Here is a 19,661-nt window from a genome sequence, read left to right as displayed (position 1 = left end):
CATGGCCAGCATCCCCAACGACCGCCCGATCATCATCAAGAAGGTCAAGAAGGTCGCCGGCGGTCATCATGGCGGCGCGTGGAAGGTCGCCTATGCCGACTTCGTGACCGCGATGATGGCCTTCTTCATGCTGCTCTGGCTGATCTCGAACCCCGACAAGCAGCGGCTGAAGGGCCTCGCGCAGTATTTCTCGCCGAGCATCGGCGACAGCTCGCCCTCGACTCCGCTCCAGGGCTCGGCCGAGGGCGCCGGCGGCCGGTCGCGCAAGTCGTCGACCGACGACAGCGAGGCCAAGGGCACGCCGACCAGCGAGGCCGCCGTGGCCGGCGCGGCGCGCGGCGGCACCGCGAGCATTCCCGACGCCTCGATGCGCGTGCTCGCCTCCGAGCTCCAGGTCGCACTCGATTCCGCGTCGCCGGATCGCCAGGCCAGGCGCAACGTCAAGATCGATCCGGGCCGCGACGGGCTGCGCATCACGCTGATGGATACCGACCAGCAATCCATGTTCCGCGCCAACACCGCCGAGCTCAATCCCTATGCGCGCACGACGCTCGCCAGGATCGCGGCCAAGCTCGGCGCTTCGGGCACGCAGATCGCGATCGAGGGCCATACCGACGGCACCGGCGGCCAGAGCGACGCCAATTGGCGCCTCTCGGGCGAGCGCGCCCTTGCCGCCCGCTCGGCGCTGATTTCCTCGGGCCTCACGCCGGACCGCTTCGCCGAAGTGGTCGCGATGGGCGCCACGCGCCCGGTCTATCCCGACCAGCCCGACCGCGCCGAGAACCGCCGCATCACCGTCGTGCTCAAGGCCCAGGCCTCGGCGCTGCCAAGCGATTCCAGCTTCAAGTTCTGAGATCGACATGAAGAAGATCCTGTTCCTGCTTACCGTCCTCCTCTCCGGCCTCGGCCTGGGAGGCGGCGCGGCCTATGCCACCGTGCTCCTGCTCGGGGCCCAGGCGCCCGCCCCGGCCACGGCCGCAGCCGCGCATGTCGACGACAAGGTCGAGCCGAGCTTCGTCGACGCGGGCAAGATCCTCGCACCGCTCGTCTTCGCCGACGGCCGGCTCTCGGGCTATGTCCAGTTCCAGGTCCAGCTCGAAGTGCCCGCGGACAAGGCCGAGTTCGTCTCGGCGCGCCTTCCGCTGCTGCTCCACGCAGTCAACATGCGCACCTATCGCACCCCGATGGCGGCGGGCCCCGACGGGCTGATCCCGGACCTCGAGACCTTCCGCAAGGTCGTCATGGCGGCCGCCCCGGAGGCGTTCGGCCCGGGCGTTCTGCGCAAGGTCGCCGTCACCCAGGCCAATCCGGCATGAACCGGCCCGAAACTTTACGGAGACCACAGCGTATCCTTCTCCGTGCAAATATTGCACCGAGAAGGAGTCGCTTCGACCACGGAGGACAGTCATGCAGGTGACACCGATCCAGACCGGGGGCGCCGACGTGGCGGCAGATCGCGCGCCGAGGACGGTGACGACGCTGCTGGTCGGCAAGCTATTGTGCCGCGGCACGGTCGAGCATCTCTGCCGCGTGCGCAACATCTCGATGACGGGCATGATGCTCGAGACGCACCACACCCTGGGCTATGGCAGCTGGGTGGCCGTGGAGCTGCGCAGCGGCGACAGGCTGCAGGGCAGCGTCGTCTGGAGCAGCGAAGGCCGCGCCGGCGTCGAGTTCGGCGCGCCGATCGACGTCGACCATATCCTCGCCCAGGCCAAGGCCGCGCCGGAGCGCTTCGGCGCCAACGCGCCCCGCGCGCCGCGCTTCGACGTGGAATGCGCCGCGCGGATCAGCTGCTTCGGCCGGCATATCGACGTCGCGCTGGAAAACATCTCGCAGAGCGGCGCGCGGATCTGTCTCCCCAAGCCGCCCAAGCCCGATACCGAGGTCATCCTCTCGGTTCCCGGCCTGCCCTCGCGCCGCTGCACGACGCGCTGGGCGAGCGACGAGAAGGCCGGCTTGGTCTTCCTCGAGCCGATCTCGTACAACGACCTCGCCCCCTGGCTCGAGCACTGCAACCTCGATAGCTGAGCCATCGAGCCGATAGCCAACCAAAGGGTTTGCACCACTGGCAAGCCCAACCTTCCGGTTGGACTGGAAAAGCGCTGATCTCCGCACTTTTCGGCCATTTCCGCTGACTCGCGGGTTGACCAACTTGACTGGTCCACGCGGGCGCGCGCGAACCGGCAAAGCAGGGCGCGATCGCGCGACGCGAGGATTCTGCTGTTCGTCCATATGCGAACCAAAGCAGAACAAATCCTACATTGCCAGGGCTACATCCGGCTCGACGGCGATCGGCGCATGCGTTAGGTCGTATCGACATTCAAATTCCCCCTCCCTTGAAGGGAGGGGTTAGGGGTGGGTTGGCATCGGCCGGGGCTCGATGCCCCGGCCGATGCCATTTGCGGCACGATTTGAGAGTCTTTATTAGGCGCGCAGACGCGCGCACCCACCCCCAGCCCCTCCCTGCAAGCAGGGAGGGGAATTAGCCCGCCGCAGTCTCGCCGCGGGTGCCCCTGGTCAGCTTGAGCTTCGGCCCCCGGCTGCGCGTCGTATCGAGGAACGCCATGTCGACGAGGTGCGCCATCGCCGCATGCGCGCCTTCCGGGTCCCCCGCCGCGATCGCATCGAACACGCGCTGGTGATCGGGCACCGGATCGCGCCGCAGCGGGCTGTTGCGCTGCTTGAAGATCGTCGTCCACGCCACCGCCGCGCTCACGCTGGTGGTGAGCGAGGTGATGAAGGGATTGGCCGAAGCTTCCAGCAGCGCCGCGTGGAAGTCCTGGTCGGCGATCCGCCCCTCCTCCACCGCGAGCGTGTGCTTCGCCATCCCCTCGAGCGCTTCGGCCATGCGCGTCAATTGCGCATCGGTGCGCCGCTCGGCCGCCAGGGCGGCGGCCTCGGGCTCGAAGATCTTGCGCAGCTCGAACAGGCTGTAGAGCAGATCGTCGTCGGGCTCGAACTCGAAGATCCACGACAGCACGTCGGGATCGAGCAGATGCCATTTCTCGCGATCGCTGACTCGGGTGCCGGTACGCGGACGGCTCTCGACCAGCCCTTTGGCGGCGAGGATGCGCAGCGCCTCGCGATAGGCGGTGCGCGAGACATGGAGCCGATCGCTCGCCGCAACTTCGTTGTTGAGCACCTCGCCCGGCTTGTAGCGTCCCGACACGATCAGGATGCCCAGATCGCGAGCGATGGTGCCATGCAGGCGCAGCGACTTGCGCCGGGCGCGGGCATTGAGCGGCTTGGCAGTCTTGACCTTAGCAACCATCGCACGATCCTAGCGCTGCGGAGCGGTCAGGTACAACCTGTCGATCACCCCGAAATTGTGACGAAAACGTTCCAGGAGAGCGGTTTCAGGACAGCCTTCAGCCTGCCCTGTTCGAAAGCGGCGCGCGGGTGCGCCACGGGTGCGACTTCGTCGGGTGCATCCGCGCTGTTGATCGCCTTGAGATCGGCATGATGCAGCTCGAATGCCTCGACCAATCGGCGCTCGCCCAGCCCGCGAAGCTCGACCGACAGCTCCATCTCGGAATCCATGCTGCGATTGAGCGCGAAGACGGTGACGGTGCCGGTCTCGGGATCGTGGATCACCGACTGGACGAGCAGCGGCGCGGCGGTCTCGTCGCCCGCGGCGAAGCTGCCGGTCTCGACCGACGCGCGCAGCACGTCCCCACGGCCATAGCGCGCGGCCTGGGCGAAGGGATGGAAGATCGTCTGGCGCCAGGCCGGACCGCCGGTCTGCGTCATGATCGGCCCGATCACGTTGACCAATTGCGCGATGCAGGCGGACTTCACCCGATCGGCATGGTTCATCATCGTGAGCAGCACGCCGCCCACGACCAATGCGTCCTCGAAATTGTAGATTTCCTCGAGCAGCGCCGGCGCCTGGGGCCAGCCGACGCCGCGCAACTGCTCGCCGGCGCGGGCGCGGTACCAGACGTTCCACTCGTCGACCGAGAGCATGATCCGCTTGGGGCTGCGGCGCTTGGCCGCCACCGCGTCGGCGATCGCCGCGACCTCGACGATGAAGCGCTCGAGCCCGTCGATCGCGGTGAGGAAGCGCGCGATGTCGTTCTCGTGGTTGGTGAAATATTGGTGGAGCGAGATGTAATCGACGTCCTCGAAGCAATGGTCGAGCACGGTATATTCCCACGCGCCATAGGTCGGCATGTCGCGCGCCGAGGAGCCGCAGACCGCAAGCTGGAGCCCGTCCGAGGTCCAGCGCATCACCTTGGCGGCCTCCTTCGCGACGCGGCCATATTCCTGCGCGGTCTTGGCGCAGGTCTGCCACGGCCCGTCCATCTCGTTGCCGAGGCACCAGAATTTGATGTCGTGCGGCTGCTCGTAACCATGTGCGCGGCGGAGGTCCGAATAATGCGTGCCGCCCGGATGGTTGCAATATTCGAGGAAGTTCTGCGCCTCGGCCGGCCCGCGCGTGCCGAGATTGACCGCGAACATCGGCTCCAATTCGGCGAGGCGACACCAGTCGATGAACTCGTTGGTGCCGAACTGGTTGGTCTCGGTCGATCCCCAGGCGAGGTCGAGGCGCACCGGACGCGCGTCCTTGGGCCCTACTCCGTCCTCCCAGTCATAGCCCGAGACGAAATTGCCGCCCGGATAGCGCACGATCGTCACGCCGAGCTCGCGAGTGAGGTCGAGCACGTCGCGGCGGAAGCCGTTTTCGTCCGCAGTAGCATGGCCGGGCTCGTAGATGCCGCCATAGACGCAGCGCCCGAGATGCTCGACGAAGGTCCCGAACACACGCCGGTCGAGCGGGGCGACGATGAAGGCGGGATCGGCGATTACGCGGGACTTGAGCATATGGGCTCCGTTCGATTCACAAATTGTCGAGCACGGCGTTCACGCGGCGCTCCATGTCGGAAAGGGTCTGGTCGATCGGCTTGGCGCCCGAAATCGCCGACGCGGCCTCGGTGCCGACGATCGTCTCGATCGGGAACTGGCGGCGCACGTCCTTGGGCAGCGGCTGGGCGGTCGTGGCGAGGATCGCCAGGTTCGCGCGGTGCGGCAGCGCGCGCCATTCGGCGCTGTCGATGATCGCCTGGAACGCCGGCAGGTGGCCGGTGCGCGCCCAATGCCTGGCATGGGTGGCGAAGAACTTGAGGAAGCGGACCGCCGCGGCGCGCTCCGCCGGGCTGCGGCGCGGGTTGCGCGGCATCACCCAATTATGGCCGTCGGCGAAGGTCGCGTCGCGCTGGAACAGCTTCGGATACGGCATCACCGTATAGCCGCCATTGGCGAGCGCACCCTGGGTCTTGCGCGATTCCGCGTCGAAGGTGCCGACCATCCAGGTGCCGACGAGGAACACCCCCCCGTCGCCGCCCAGGAAGCCGGCGACCGCGGCGCTGTAATCCTGGTTCTTCGTGGTGAAGTCGCGTTCGTAGATCGTGCGGAACAATTGGAGCGCGTTGCGCGCCTCGGGCGTGCGGAAGTTGGCGCGGCCGCTCCGGAACAGCGCGCCGTTCTGCTGCATCACGAAGGTGTAGAAGTTGCGCGTGAAGCCGGCATATTCGTTGGCGGCGCCCTGGACGAGATAGGGCTTGCCGGTACGCGCGCGGAACTGCTCGGCCTGGGCGAACAATTCCTGCGGAGAGCGCGGCATGATCGGCTTGCCGCCGCGCACCAGCCCGGCCTTGCGGAACAGGTTCATGTTGACGTGCCACAGCGGCGCCCAGGTATCGATCGGCAGCCCCCAGGCATGGCCGTCGACCGTCACCGCGGCGCGCGCGGCGCTGGTGAAGCTGGCGGGCGGCGCGCCGATCACGGCGAGGTCCGCATCGAGCGGCTCGAGCAGGCCACGCGCCTGATAGTCCGAGATCACCGACCCGTGCATCGTCACCAGATCGGGCGCGTCATTGGCGGCGAGCTGGGCGGTGAGCTGGTCGTAGCCCGGCCAGAAGACGATGTTCTCGACCAATTCGACATCGGGGTTCTCGGCCGCGAAGCGGTTGATCATCGCGGTCATGATGCCGCATTCGCCCTCGGCCGCGGCGATGTCGGTCACGCGGCCGTACTGCGCCTCGCACGCGCCGAAGATGCGCTGGATCACCAGCCGGGTCCTGTCCGGCTTCGCGTCCGAGCAGCCGGCGAGCAACACCGCCAGCGGGAGGAGCCATCCGAGCCTCATCGTCCCGCCGCCCCGGCCACGGCCTGGACGATGTATTTCTGGAAGAAGAGATAGACGATCAGCATCGGCGCGCCGGCGAACACCGCCTGCGCCATCAGGAAGCCTAACCCCTCGGTCTGGGCGAAGTTCATCTGGGTGGAGGCGATGCCGACGGTGAGCGTGAACATCTGCTTGTTGGTCGCCGAGATGAGCGGCCACCAATAATCGTTCCAGGCGTGGAGGAAGGTGAAGATGCCGAGCGTCGCCTGTGCCGGCACGGTGAGCGGCAGCAGCAGCTTCCAGAAGATGGTGAAGCGCGACGCGCCGTCAAGCAGCGCCGCCTCGTCGATGTCCTTGGGGATGGCGCGGAAATATTGCGTCATCAGGAACACGCCGAAGGGCGCCGAGAGGCCGGGCAGGATCAGCGCCGGATAGCTGTTGTGCATGCCGAGCCAGCTGAACATCTGGTGCCGCGCGATGATCACCGCCTGCTCGGGCACCGCGAGCCCCAGCAGCACCACGACGAACAGTATGTCGCGCCCGCGAAACTCGAGCCGCGCGAAGCCATAGCCGGCGAGCGACGCCAGCACGAGCACGCCCGCGGTCATCCCGAACGAGACGATCAGGCTGTTGAGGATCCAGCGGAAGACGGCGCCGTTGCCGAACAGGTTGCGGTAATTCTCCAGCGTGTAGCGGCCGTTGAACACCGAGGCGGTGTCGGTCATCAGCTCCGAATTGGCCTTGAGCGAGAGCGCCAGCACCCAGAGAAGCGGCGCGAGCATCAGCACTGCGGCGAGCACGACGAGCGCGACGGCGAGGCGGCTGCGCGTCATGCCGCCTCCCGCCGCGCGGAGATGCGATACTGGACCATCGCGGCGACCAGGATCATCGCGAACAGCACCTGCGCCGCCGCGGCCGCATAGCCGAGCTCCCATTGCCGCCAGCCGGCCTCGTAGATGAACAGCACGATCGGGCGCGTGGCGTTGTTCGGGCCACCCAGCGTCATCAGCTGCGCTTGGCCGAACAGCTGGAACTGGAGGATCACTTCGATGATGATGACGAGGAAGAAGGTCCGTCGGATCGCCGGCAGGGTGATGCGCATCAGCGTCGTCCAGCGCGAGGCATTGTCGAGCGCGGCGGCCTCGTAGAGATCGCGCGGCACTTGCTGGAGCGCGGCGAGGAACAGCACCATCGGCAGCCCGATGCACCACCAGATGGTGGTGACCGCGAGCGCCGGCATCGCCAGCTTCTCGTCATTGAGGAAGGCGATGGGCGTCTTGCCGAGCGCCTCCGCGGTGACGCCGAGCAGGCCGCCGTCGGGCAGGAACACCAGTCGCCATACCAGGGTGACGACCGTCACCGAGAGCACGGTGGAGGCGAAGAAGATCGTGCGCAGCACCGCCGCCCAGCGCTCCTGCCGGTTGAGCACCAGCGCGAGGCCGAGGCCCGCGAGGGTGAGGAAGGGCACGGTGAGCAGCACGAAATAGAAGGTGTTGGCGACCGCCTGGAGGAAGATCGTGTCGCCGAACAGCCGGACGAAATTGGCGAGTCCGACCCAGCGCTCGGTGCCGAACAGGTCGCCTTTGGTGGTCGACAGCCACATGCCCATCGCCAGCGGGATCACGAGCATCACGACGAAGACGAGCAGGTACGGCGCGACGAACAGCGCGCCCCGCAAGTCTCTGCGCCCGCGCACCTTCGGTACGGGGACCGTGAGCGCTGCGGCGGGCTCGGCGATCGCCGTCGCCATCAGGCGGTCTCCGCGCGGTGGTGGCCGAGGCCGGCGGCATCGAAGAGATGCGCGGCAGCGGCGTCGATGGTGAGGTCGACGCGATCGCCGGCGCGGACCTGGGACACGCCCGCATCCTCCGCCACCAGCCGCGCGCCGTCGCTCAGCAGGGCATGGACCAAGGTGCGCTCGCCGAGCCGCTCGACGACTTCGGCGGTTCCGTGCGTCGCCGCCGCATCGCCCGCGGTGACGCGCACCGTCTCGGCGCGCAGCCCCAGCGTCGTCGGTCCTTGCGGGAGCCCGGCAATGGGCACGGCAGTATCGAGCAGTGTCCCGTCGCCCAGCCGCGCCCGCGCGGTGCCCGCCGGCCCCGCCTCTACAGCCACGGGCAACAGGTTGATCTTGGGCGATCCGACGAAGGTCGCGACGAATTGGGTGCGCGGGCGGAGGTAGATCTCCATCGGCGTGCCGACCTGCTCGATCCCGCCGCCATTGAGCACGACGATCCGGTCGGCGAGCGTCATCGCCTCGACCTGGTCGTGCGTCACGAAGATCATCGTCGCGCCGAGCCGGCGATGGAGCTGGGCCAGTTCGAGCCGGGTGCGCACGCGCAGCGCCGCGTCTAGGTTCGACAGCGGTTCGTCGAGCAGGAACAACTCGGGCTGCTTGACGATCGCGCGGGCGATGGCGACGCGCTGGCGCTGCCCGCCCGAAAGCTGCCCGGGCTTGCGGTCGAGCAAGGCCTCGATCTCGAGGCTCGCCGCCGCCGCCGCGATCCGGCTCGCGATCTCGGGCGCCGGCACGCGCAGGTTGCGCAGCCCGAACGCCATGTTCTCGCGCACGCTGAGATGCGGGTAGAGCGCATAATGCTGGAACACCATCGCGACGCCGCGCTCGCCGGGCGGCAGCGTGTCGACGCGGCGCTCGCCGATGCGGATCTCGCCCGTGTCGACGGTCTCGAGTCCCGCGATCATCCGGAGCAGCGTCGATTTCCCGCAGCCCGAGGGACCGAGGAACACCATGAACTCGCCCGCCGCGATCTCGAGCGACAGCTGCTCGATCACCGTGACGGCGCCATATGCCTTGCCGACCTCGGCCAGCTGAACGCCCGCCAAGCACTCTCTCCTTTATGAATTGTCTGATGAATGAGGGGAAAGCCGACGACTGTCAACGGCATGCGATGGACATCGCCGTTGACGCTTCCCGCCCGTCCACTAGGCTGGCCAAAATTTTCCGGGAGGATCGTATGGAAATGATCGCGGCGCTGCTGGCGGCAGGCGCAAGCTGGATGGGGCTCGAAGCGCAACAGACGGCGCCCGCCCCCGCCGCAGCGCCGGCGGCGCAGGCTTCCGGTCCGGCCTGGCAGCTGGTGTGCGGCCAGGCGCCGGCCGCCTCGCCCACGCCCACCCCTGCCCCCGCGGCGAACCAGCCGTGCAGCCTCGTGCAGAACCTGCTCGCCGGCGAGCAGAAGCAGCGCCTGCTCACGGTGATCCTGCAGCGCACGCCCCAGGCGGGACACAGTATGACGATCGCGCTTCCGCATGGCGTGCTGTTCCCGGCCGGCGTCAGCGTGCAGGTCGACGAGGCCCCGGAGAAGCCGCTGGCGGTGCAGACCAGCGACCAGAACGGCGCCTATACCGGCATCGCCGTCGATCCGGCGCTGCTGACGGCATTGCGCGGCGGCAAGACGCTCAAGATCGGCTTTACCGCGGGCAACGGACAGCGGATCATCGTTCCGGTCACGCTCAGGGACTTTCCCGCAGGACTGACCGCTCTCGACAAGAGCCCCCTGCCCCCGGCGCCGCGGCCCGCGCCGGCTCCAACCCCAGCGCCACCGAAGCCCCGCTGATCCCCGCCGGGAGCGGCTGACCGGCTCCCCGATTTCGACAGGATTCCCGTACCCCCGCCTGTGAAGCGCGGCCATTGGAGTCTGGCGACTTCACCTTCCCCCGTTCGTTTCGAACGAAGTCGAGAAACCTCGCGCGCGCTCGGTACCTGCTTCTCGACTTCGCTCGAAACGAACGGAAGGAGAATGGGCCCAGCTCAAGCCATCCTGCTCCAGGACGGTCACGCCTCGGAACGCGTCGCGCGCCGCGATCTCCCGGAGACCGCGAGCGCGCTCAAGGATTCGGATTGGTCGGCGTCTGCGCGGTCCCTGCGACCGGCCCCACGGCGGTCCCGGTCAGGCTGACGGCAATGTTGGACGTGGTGGCGGCCGGCGTGTTGCCGTTCGCGTTCCACGTCGCGACCGCGTCGTCCTCGATACCGGCGCCGCCCTCGACGAAGCCGGTCAGGAAGAGTCGGGTGGCGCTTGCCAGATCCGATACGCGGAGCCGCAATACGTTGGTCGGCCCGCCTGTCGCGATGTCGTTGTTGAGGATGTTGACATAGACCTGGTTGGACTCGCCCGCAGTCGACGAGCCCGCAGTGATGTTGATGTCCGCCAGCGCGCCAGCGTCCGAATCGATGTTGTTGTTGTTGATCGTGGCGTCGAGCCGCGCGGTGTCGAACCGGGCCTGCATGTCGATCATGTTGCTGGTGTTCGCCGCACCCGCGGTGATCGAGTTGTTGCTGACGTCGATGATGATCTGCGACGTCTCCTGCGCGACGGCGCGAACGCCCGATCCGCCGGCACCGCTGCCGTTGGCGGTGATCGTGTTGCCGTTGATCCGACCCATCACGTTCGAATCGAGGAACGACGTGATGTTGACCGAATGTCCTCCCTGCGACTGGATGATGTTCGAATTGACGTTGAAGGTCACGGTCGCGGTATCGTTGCCGTTGATGTCGACGCCGACGCCGATATCGGCCTGACTCTGGATCACGTTGTTGACGATGTCGACGCTCACCACCGAATCATCCTCGCCGACCACCTGGATGCCCTGCGTGCGCAGGCGGAGGAAATCGCTGTCGATGACGTCGATGTTGGTCGTCGGCGTGCCCGCGGCGCTGCTGAAGCTGCGGAACTGCAGGCCGCCCTCGCCGTTCGTCGTGCTGGTCTGCGTGTCGCGGAAGATGACGTTGTTCAGCGTCAGGTTGAGGTTCACGTCGGTGTTGACGATGTCGAGACTGTTGGTCTCCGAGAAGGCGATCTCGGTGTTCAGCAGCGACGAGGTGCCCGAGAGGTTGATGAACTCGATGCCGCTCTCGTTCGCGCCGTCGCCGGCGGTGGTGATGAAGCTGTTGTTGAGCTGGAAGTTGCTCACGTTGATGCCGGTGATGCCGTTGTCGGCGATTGTGCCGGTGATGTTGATGTTCTCGAACACCGCGGTGGCGACGGTGCTCATGTAGATCGCGCCGTTCGCCGTGGTGAGATCGAGATCCTGGCCGGCCGCCTGGCCGGTGGTGCTGGCGTTGGTCAGGTTCAGGTTGCTGATGTTCACCGCCGCTGTGCTCAGCAGCTCGATGCCGCGCGCGGTGATGTTCTGGATCGTACCGCCCGATCCGTCGGTCGTCCCCGATCCGGTGATGGTGAGCCCGGCCGTCGACCCGGTCGTGTTGAGCACGATGCCGCGCGTCCCGCCATTCGCCGCGATCGACAGGAAGTTCAGGCCGCCCGCCGCGATGTTGGTGTTGACGACATTGAGCGCGATGCCGCCGACCGAGGCGATCGTGTTGTTGGTGCCCGTTATCACCAGCGAGCCCGCGCCCGCCGTGGTCGAGGACGTGGTGATGCCGTTGCCGGTCGTGGTGTCCACGTCGAGGTTGCCGCCCGTGAAGGAGACGGCAGCGCCGGTGCCGGCGGTGTTGCTCATCTGGATCGCGTGGTTCGCGCCGGTGTTGATCGTCTTCGTCGCGCCCGAGAAGGTGATCGTACCACCGCTATTGTTGCTGAGCAGGATGCCGTTGGCGACGCCGCCGGTCGCGGAGAGGTTGCCCGAGAAGATCACCGCGCCGCCGGTGTGGCTGCTCACCTCCACAACGTTGCCCGCATTGGTCTTGGTGATCGACGCCGCGATGTTGATCCCGTCGCCGCCGCCGGTGATGTTGACGCCGTCGCCGTCGATGCTTCCCGCACCACCGCCGCCGATCGTGCCGCCGCTGATCGCGATGGTGCCGGTCGTGCCGGCGGCGCCGGTGATGTTGACGCCGTGCGCGGTCGTGTTGTCGATGTCGACGCTCGAGATGGCGACGGCGCCGTTGCCCGAACCGTTGATCTCGATGCCGTCGCCGCCCACCGCATTGCCGCCGGTGCCGATCGTCGTCGCACCGAAAGCTATATTGGCGGCCGAGCCGGCACCGATGAAGATGCCGTCGCTGGTGGCGCCGGCCACGCTGGTGGTGCTGCCGCTGAACGCGCCGCCGCCGACGCTGTCGAAGTTGCTGAAGTTGATCGCGATGCCGGACACCACGCCGGTGCTCGTCAGCGTGGCGAAGTTGACGCCGCCGCTGCCCGCGCTGACCCCGGTGAGGTTGACGATCTGGCCGGTCGCGGTCTGGATCGAGTTGCCGGCGCCCGTGACGGTGACCGTGCCGCCGCCGGTGGCGCTGAAGCCCGCGCCGCTGGTGGTGACGATGTCGAGCCCGTTGCCGCCGCCGGCGGGGGCGAAGTTGATCGTCGCGCCGCTATTGGTCGCGAGGTCGACGCCGGTGTTGGCGCCTGTGGTCAGGCTGATCGTCTGGCCGGAGAAGATGACCGTACCGCCGGTGTTGCTGGCGACGCTGATCCCGTTGTTGACCGCACCGCTGGCCGTGATGTTGCCGGTGAAGCTCAGGGTGCCGCTGGTGCGCCCGGTGACCGACACGATCGAGCCCGCGGTCGTCTTGGCGATCGACGAAGCGATGGCGATGACGCCGCTGCCGCCGCTCACCAGCACGCCGTTCGACGTCGGATCGTTGGTCGCGCCGATCGAGCCACCGTTGATGGACACGATGCCGTTGGAGCCGTTGATCTCGATGCCCTGGCCCGTGGTGTTGTCGATCGTGACGCTGGAGAAGGTCACCGCGCCGTTGCCCGCGCCGTTCACCTCGATGCCGTCGTCGCCGGTGCCGGCGATCGTCGTCGTGCCGAAAGTGACCGTCGCAGCCGAGTTGTTGCCGATGAAGATGCCGTCGCTGGTGCCGCCGCTCGTGCCGGCGATGGTCGTGGCGCCGGTGACGGTGAAGCTCGTCCCGTCGAAATTGTCGAAGCTGATCGCGGTGTTGGCCACCGTACCGCTGCTCGCCAGCGTCGCGAAGTTGATCCCGCCGGTGCCGCCGGACACGGCGTTCAGATTGGCGATCTGGCCGGTCGCGGTCTGGATCGTATTGCCCGCGCCGGTGACGGCGATCGTCCCGCCGCCGGTGGCGTTGAAGCCCGTGCCGCTGCTGGTCGTGACCGCCAGCCCGCCATTGGTGAAGTTGATCGTCGTGCCGCTGTTGCTCGTGAGGTTCAGCGCCGCCGCGGCACCGGTGTTGAAGCGCTTGGTGCCGCCCGAGAAGTTGATCGTGCCGCCGGTATTGCCGGTCACGGTGAGTGCGCCGGTCGTCCCGACACCTGCGCCGTTGAGGTTGCCCGAGAGCGTGATCGTGCCGCCGCTGTTGCTGGCGATGTTGATGCCGCTGAAGGCGTCCTCGATCGCGCCAGACAGCGTGACCGTGCCCGCGGTCCGGCCCGTCGCCTCGAACGAACGCCCGCCGAGCGCAGTGATCGCGCCGCCGAAGGTGAAGTCGAGCGCGTCGCCGGCGAGGCTGATGCCGCGCGTCGAGGCAGCGATCGTGCCGGTGGCGATGTTCACCGTGCCGCCGAGCGTGCCCGCGGTACGCTGGACGAAGATGCCGTTGGCGCCGCTGGTGTTGTCCACCGATGCGAAGGACAGATCGACCGCGGTCGTCGTGGCGCCGGTGTTGGTGACGCTCAGCAGCGTGCCGCTCGTCGTGGCGATCGTGTTGCCGCTGCCCTGGACGTTGACCGTGCCGCCGCCGGTGATCAGCATGCCGGTGCCCGTGGTGCTCGTGATGTCGAGCCCGGTGCCGCCCGCGTTGAAGGTGATCGTCGACCCGGCATTGTCGGACAGGCTGACCACCGTCGCGGTGCTGGCGATGTTCATCTGGCCGTTGAAGTTGATCGCGCCGCCATTGCTGTTGACGATCGAGATCACCGTGCTGGCATTGCCGATGCTGCTGCTGATCGCACCGTTGAACGTCGCGGTGCCCGCATCGTGCGCGTCGATCTCGACCGCGACGCCATCATTGTCGGTGATCGCGCCGTCGAAGGTCACGTTCGCGCTGCTGAGCAGCACGAAGGCGTTGCCGGCGCCGTTGTGCGTGAGCGTGGTGCCCGAGCCGAAGGCGAAGGTGCCGGTCGCGCCATTGTAGATGTCGATGCCGGCATTGCCGCCGTTGAAGACGGTGGTGCCGGTGAAATTGTAGGTGCCGTCGGCATTGCTGAACTGCATGCCGTTGCCGCTGGTCGCGTTGATCGTGCCGGCGAAGGCGAAAGTGCCGGCGGTGTGGTTGCCGGTGAAGTTCAGCGTCAGGCCGCCCGCCGCCTGGGTGATCGAGCTCGCCGCGTCGAAATCGAAGCCGGCGGTGCCGCCGGTGACGGTGAGCGCCGAGGTCGCCGCGCCGCTGATGTCGACATTGTCGGCGTCGATCGTGCCGCCTGGCGTGGCGAAGGCGATGCCGGTCGCCGCGCCGCTGATGGCGACGTTGGCCAGCGTCGTCGTGCCGGTCGCGTTGTTGATCGTGATCGAGGTGCCGGTCGCGCCGGTGGCGGTCACGTTGGTGATCGTGCTGCCGGCGGCGTTGAGCAGCACGTCGTTGGTGTTGCCGGTGAAGGTGACGTTGTCGATCGTCGTGTTGGTCGAGGGCGTGATCTCGATGCCGTAGCCGCCCGCGGCGTCGAAATTCCGGATCGTCATGAAGTTGACGACGGTGCCGCTGGCCCCGCCATTGTCGACGATGCCGCGCAGCGCACCCGCGGGATCGCCGTCGAGGATGAAGCCCGAGATGCGGTTGCCGCTCGCGCCGAGCGTGATCACGTTGGCGCCCGCCGCCGAGGTGAGCGTCGCCGCGCCATTGCCGGTCGGGTCGGTGATGTTGATCGTGTTGCTGGCAAGCTGGATCGTGCCGGGCACGGTCAGCGTCAGCCCGATCGCGCCCTGGCCGAAGCCGCGCACCTGCGAGTCGCTTGCCAAAGTGAGCGTGTCGTTTCCGTTCGAACCCGCCGCGCTGATCGCATTGCCGTTGTTGACGAGCACGATCACGTCGGTGGCCGCGAGGATGAGCTCGGCCGCGGCGAGCGTCATCGGATTGGCGCCGTCCGCGCCCGATCCGTTGCCGCCGCCGGTCGCGCCGTTGGAGTCGACGAACAGGGTGCGGCCGACGCCGAAGCCGAGGCCCGGGCTCGCCGCGAAGGTGACGTCGGTGAAGTTGTAGCTGCCGGCGACGGGCGCCGCCGATGCGTCGATCCCGGTGGTCGCCGAGATCGTCGAGGTGCCGTCCGTGGCGGATTCGCCGTCGCCGAAGGTGAAGGCGGCGTTGGTGGCGGCGTTGAGATAGACGCCCGTGCCCACGCCGGCGATCGAGCTCGCCGCGCCGCCGGCCGCGGAATCGCCGAGCCGGACGGTCTGTGCGCCGGTCGTGCCGCGCAGGTCGACCGCGATGCTGGTGCCCGGGGCGGCGGCGTTGGTGACGTCGAAGTCGCCCGCGGTGATCGCGACCGTGAGCGCCGCGCCGTTCAGATCGAAGGCCGTAGCGGTGGTGCTGTTCAGGCCGATGTCGAGATCGGTGATCGACAGCGCCGCGCCCAGCGTTCCGCTGACGTCGATGCCGCGCATGAGCACGCCCTGCAGATTGACCGTGCCGAGCGTGATCGCGCCCCCGGCCGAGCCGACATTGGTCAGCGCGATACCGGTCGCGACGTTGGTCGAGCTCACGGTCGTGAAGTTGATGCCGCTGGCACCGACTGTCATGCCGTCCAGCAGGATGACCTGGTTACCGTTCGCGCTGATCGTGTTGCCGCTGCTGGTGATGTTCAGCGTGCCGCCGCCCGCCGCGACGAGGCCGCTCGTGCTGCTGGTGATCGCCAGCCCGCCCCCGGTGAAGTTGATCGTGGAACCGCTGTTGTTGAGCAGTTCGACGCCGATCGTTGCCCCGCCGTTGATGCTATTGCCCGCGCCCGAGAAGGTGATCGTGCCGCCGCTGTTGTTCATGATCGACCAGCCGCTGGCCGCGCCGCCGGACGAGATAAAGCCACCGAAGTTGACGCTTCCGCCGGTGCGGTTCGTCACCTGCAGCGCGCGCCCGGCGGTGGTCTTGAGAATCCCCGCGTCGATCGTGATCGCGCCGGCCCCGCCGTCGATATTGACCCCGATGGTGGAGGGATCGTTGAGGTTGCCGACATCGCCGCTGCTGATCGTCACCGTCCCGTCGGATCCGGTGATCAGGATGCCGTCGCTCGCGGTGTTATCGATGGCGACGCTGGTAAAGCTGATCGCGCCGTTGCCGGCGCCGTTGATCTCGATGCCCTCGTCGCCGAGACCAGCCATCGTGGTAGCGCCGAAGCTGATTGTCGAGCTCGAGCCGCCACCGATCCAGATGCCGTCGCTGGTCGCGCCGCTGGTGCCCGCGATCGACACGGTGCCGCCGCTGAGGGCGCCGCCGTCGAGATTGTTGATCAGGATCGCCGTCGCGCCTGCGACCACGCCGGTGCTGCCGAGCGAAGCGAAGCTGATGCCGCCCGCATCGGCGGTGACGCCGCTGAGGTTGAGGACCTGGCCCGTGCCCGTCTGGATGGAATTGCCGCTGCCGGCGAAGACGATCGTGCCGCCGCCCGATGCAGTGATGCCAGCACCGCTGGTGGTGACCACGTCGACGCCGGTACCGCCACCCGCGAAGGTAATCGCCGGGCCGCTATTGTTAGTGAGCGAGATACCCGCGCCGCTGGTGTTGTTGATCGTGACCGCGCCGTTGAAGGTCGCGGTGAGCGCGGTGTTGTCCTGGATCGCGATGCCCGCGGTCGTGGCGTTGCTGACGTTCACCGCGCCGGTGACGGTGAAGCTGCCCGCGACCTGATCGAGCAGGATGCCATAGGCGCCGCCGCTCGCGGTCACACTCGACGCAGTGATGTTGACGGTCAGCGGATCGAGGTTGATCGCGGTGCCGCCGGTCGTGTCGTACGAGCCGTCGAGCGTCGTCAGCAGGAAGTTGTTCGCCTTCGAATTGGCGACGAGCAGGCCGGTGCCGCCATTGTTGGCGATGTCGAGATCGGTGAAGGTCAGCGCGCCCGAGACGTTGGTCAGGCTGAGACCGTCGCCCTGGACGCGGGCGCCGCTGGTGCCGATCGTGATCGCGCCGGCATTGACCGCCTGGATCCCGGCGGTGACCAGGTTGCTGTCGAAGGTGACGGTGTTGAACACGAGGCCCGCGGTCTCGCCGCCGCCGGTGCCGATCGACAGGTTCGACATGCCGGTGACGGTCAGCGTGCCGCCCGTTCCGTCGATATTGAGCAACGCGCCCGTCTGGTTGCCCGCATTGGCGAGCGCCAGGTTCTGCAGGTTGACGTTGAGCGTCGTGGCGCCGGACGCCAGGCTGATCGCCGCGCCGCCGCCCGAGGCGGTGCTGTTGCGGATCGTCACTGCGCCCGCATTGCCGCTGCCGTAGATGCCCGCACCGGTGCCGGTGTTGGACACCACGACGCCGTCGATCACGTTCGTGCCGCCGAGCTGCACCGTGCCGGTGCCGTTGTTGGAGGTCAGCAGCGGCGCGCCCGAACCCGCATTGGGGTTGTTGATCTGGCCGGCGATGATCCCGGTGACGATCACGTTCGCAGGCGCACCGCCCGTGACGTTGAACGTATCGGTATCGCGGAAGCTGAGCAGCGTCTGCCCGTCGGCGAGCGTGAGCGTGCCCGTGATCGTGTCGAAGCTGCCGGCGCCCGCCTGGCTATCGAGCAGGACGATATAGTCGGCGCCGGAGAGCATCGCATTGGCGAGGCTGCCGGGGGATCCCGCGGATCCGTTCCCTGCTCCGATCGCATCGACGAAATAGGCGCTCGTCTCGAGCCCGCTGGTGTCGCCGGTGAGGTTCACATCGGCGAAATTGTAGCTGCCGATCGCCCCGTTGAGGCCGGCCACCACGATGGGCTGGTCGGTCGGAGCCAGCGTAATGAAGGAGGCGACATCCACCACGCTCTCGCCGTCGCCATATTGGAAGAGGCCCGTGCGCGAGGCGTTGGTCAGGTCGACGCCGACCCCGACGCCGGTGATCGTGCTGCTGTTGGTGACGATGAAATCGCCGGTACCGGTGTTGCCGGTCAGGTCGATACCGCGCGTGCCGGTGGTCGAGGCACCGCTGATGTCGAGCGTCGCGAAGGTGATGTTACCCGCATCGATGTTGCGCGCATCGACGCCGCGGGCGCCGGCCTGCAGGCCAGTGATGTTGATATCGCCGAAGCCGAGGGCAACGGTGTTGCCCGCGCCGAACAGGATGCCGGCAACGGTCGCGCCGTCGATCGTCCCGTTGCCGACGGTCAAGGTGCCGGTGAGGCCGCTCGCCGCGATGCCGGTTGCGCTCGAGCTGATGTTGATCGTGCCGATCGTGGTGGTACCGCTGTTCGACGTCAGCCCGACACCCGCCCCCGCAGCGCCGGACACGGTCACGTTGCCGAGGTTCACGGTCGCGCTCGAATCGTGGAGCGAGACGCCCGATCCGGTTGCGCCGGCGACGGTGATGCCGGTGAAGCTCAGCGTGCCGGCACCGCCGATCGTGCCCAGGTCGACGCCCGCGCCGGTTGCCGTCGACGCGACCGTGCCGAAGGCGAGCCCGCCGCCGCCGATCACGATGTCGTCGAGCGAGAGCAGCGCGCCGGTGCCGCCATGCGATATGTTGATGCCCGAGCCCGTCACGGTCAGGCTGCCGGCGCCCGTACCGCTGAGATCCATCCCGGCGCTGCCGCCCGAAGCGGAGAGGCTGAGGTTCGTGAGCGTGGCCGTCGCGGCCACGCCGCCGTCGAGCAGACGAAGCGCCGTGCCCGCGCCCGAGAGCGTCGCGTTGGAGAGCGTGACGCCGGAGACGCCGCTGCCATAGATCCCGGCAAAGCCGCTCGCGCTCTGGATGAAGACGCCGTCGACCAGATTGCCATTGGCGAGCGTGACCGTGTTGGCGGCGCCCGTGGTCGTCAGGATCGGCGCGCGATCGGCCGGGGTCGCCGCCGAGGCGGCATAGGGGTTGGTGACCTGTCCCGTGGTCACCCCGGTCAGGATGACGTTGGCGGGCGCGCCGCCCGGGAGCGAGATCACGTTGCCGTCGCGGAAGCTGCGCAACGCCTGGTTGACGTCGAGCTCCAGCGTGTCGTTGCCGTTGCTGCCGAGCGCGTCGAGTACGTCCTGGCCGCCGGTCGGATCGTTCAGCAGGATGATGAAGTCGGCGGTCGCCGCCTCGGCACCCGCGAGGCTGCCCGGGTCGGCGAGCGTGCCGCTGCCGGTGGCGCCGGCAAGGACGTAATAGACCGTCGCCGAGGTCGCGAGCCCGCTGGTGTCGCCGACGAGGTTCACATCGGCGAAATTATAGGTGCCGGTCGCGCCGTTGAGGCCGGTGATCACGAGCGGAGTCGTGGCGGTGATCGTCGAGGCCACGTCCACCACGCTCTCGCCGTCGCCATATTGGAAAGCGCCCGTGCGCGAGGCGTTGGTGAGATCGACGCCGATGCCCACACCGCCGATCGCGCTGCTGTTGGTGACGACGATGGTGCCGGCCCCGTTGTTGCCGGTGAGGTCGATGCCCTTGCTGCCGGTGGTCGAGGTGCCGGTGATGTCGAGCGTGTTGAAGGTGACGTTGCCGGTCGCGCCGGTGAGGTCCACCGCGGTCTGGTTGGCACCG

General features: G+C 67.8%; 11 protein-coding genes. 4 read left to right on the top strand and 7 right to left on the bottom strand.

The genetic code is table 11. The annotated features are described in order from the left end of the window. Position 1: 1 nt before the first annotated feature. The 3 genes from MT490_RS02315 (at position 2) to MT490_RS02305 (ending at position 2,031) form a co-directional block, all read left to right on the top strand. Positions 2-853: a flagellar motor protein MotB gene (locus MT490_RS02315; RefSeq protein WP_297383921.1), complete on the top strand. Its 852-nt coding sequence runs from the start codon at positions 2-4 to the stop codon at positions 851-853. 7 nt (positions 854-860) lie between these two features. Further along, entirely contained in the window at positions 861-1,316 is a 456-nt protein-coding gene (locus tag MT490_RS02310) for a hypothetical protein (RefSeq protein WP_297383919.1), read from the top strand. Between the two features lie 91 nt (positions 1,317-1,407). Beyond that, on the top strand, positions 1,408-2,031 hold the full coding sequence (locus tag MT490_RS02305; RefSeq protein ID WP_297383917.1) for a PilZ domain-containing protein: 624 nt from the start codon (positions 1,408-1,410) through the stop codon (positions 2,029-2,031). Between the two features lie 454 nt (positions 2,032-2,485). On the opposite strand, the gene MT490_RS02300 is transcribed toward MT490_RS02305, so the two are convergent. The 6 genes from MT490_RS02300 to ugpC are packed head-to-tail and all read right to left on the bottom strand — an operon-like array spanning position 2,486 to position 8,974. Next, on the bottom strand, positions 2,486-3,274 hold the full coding sequence (locus tag MT490_RS02300; RefSeq protein WP_297383916.1) for a FadR/GntR family transcriptional regulator: 789 nt from the start codon (positions 3,272-3,274) through the stop codon (positions 2,486-2,488). 44 nt (positions 3,275-3,318) lie between these two features. Continuing rightward, positions 3,319-4,827, bottom strand: a complete 1,509-nt coding sequence (locus tag MT490_RS02295; RefSeq protein ID WP_297383914.1) for an alpha-N-arabinofuranosidase — start codon at positions 4,825-4,827, stop codon at positions 3,319-3,321. A 16-nt stretch (positions 4,828-4,843) separates the two neighbouring features. After that, complete coding sequence (locus MT490_RS02290; protein ID WP_297383912.1) at positions 4,844-6,151, bottom strand: extracellular solute-binding protein; 1,308 nt, start codon at positions 6,149-6,151, stop codon at positions 4,844-4,846. After that, positions 6,148-6,963, bottom strand: coding sequence for a carbohydrate ABC transporter permease (locus tag MT490_RS02285; protein ID WP_297383910.1), 816 nt, complete (start codon positions 6,961-6,963; stop codon positions 6,148-6,150). Before MT490_RS02285 ends, MT490_RS02290 begins: the two co-directional genes overlap by 4 nt. Then, the gene (locus MT490_RS02280) at positions 6,960-7,880 is read right to left on the bottom strand and encodes a sugar ABC transporter permease (RefSeq protein ID WP_297383908.1); all 921 of its coding nucleotides are present in this window, start codon (positions 7,878-7,880) and stop codon (positions 6,960-6,962) included. The genes MT490_RS02285 and MT490_RS02280 overlap by 4 nt, the downstream gene beginning before the upstream one ends. Then, the gene (gene ugpC, locus MT490_RS02275) at positions 7,880-8,974 is read right to left on the bottom strand and encodes a sn-glycerol-3-phosphate ABC transporter ATP-binding protein UgpC (protein ID WP_297383906.1); all 1,095 of its coding nucleotides are present in this window, start codon (positions 8,972-8,974) and stop codon (positions 7,880-7,882) included. Before ugpC ends, MT490_RS02280 begins: the two co-directional genes overlap by 1 nt. 131 nt (positions 8,975-9,105) lie before the next feature. Here ugpC and MT490_RS02270 point away from each other — a divergent pair, with 131 nt between their 5' ends. After that, entirely contained in the window at positions 9,106-9,708 is a 603-nt protein-coding gene (locus MT490_RS02270) for an invasion associated locus B family protein (RefSeq protein WP_297383904.1), read from the top strand. Positions 9,709-9,979: 271 nt separating this feature from the next. Here MT490_RS02270 and MT490_RS02265 read toward each other — a convergent pair whose 3' ends face one another. Further along, on the bottom strand, positions 9,980-19,642 hold the full coding sequence (locus MT490_RS02265) for a hypothetical protein (RefSeq protein WP_297383902.1): 9,663 nt from the start codon (positions 19,640-19,642) through the stop codon (positions 9,980-9,982). Positions 19,643-19,661 lie beyond the last annotated feature (19 nt).

This window comes from Sphingomonas sp. (genome assembly GCF_026460985.1).
GTDB lineage: Bacteria > Pseudomonadota > Alphaproteobacteria > Sphingomonadales > Sphingomonadaceae > Sphingomonas.
This window is presented reverse-complemented; position numbering and strand designations above follow the sequence as displayed.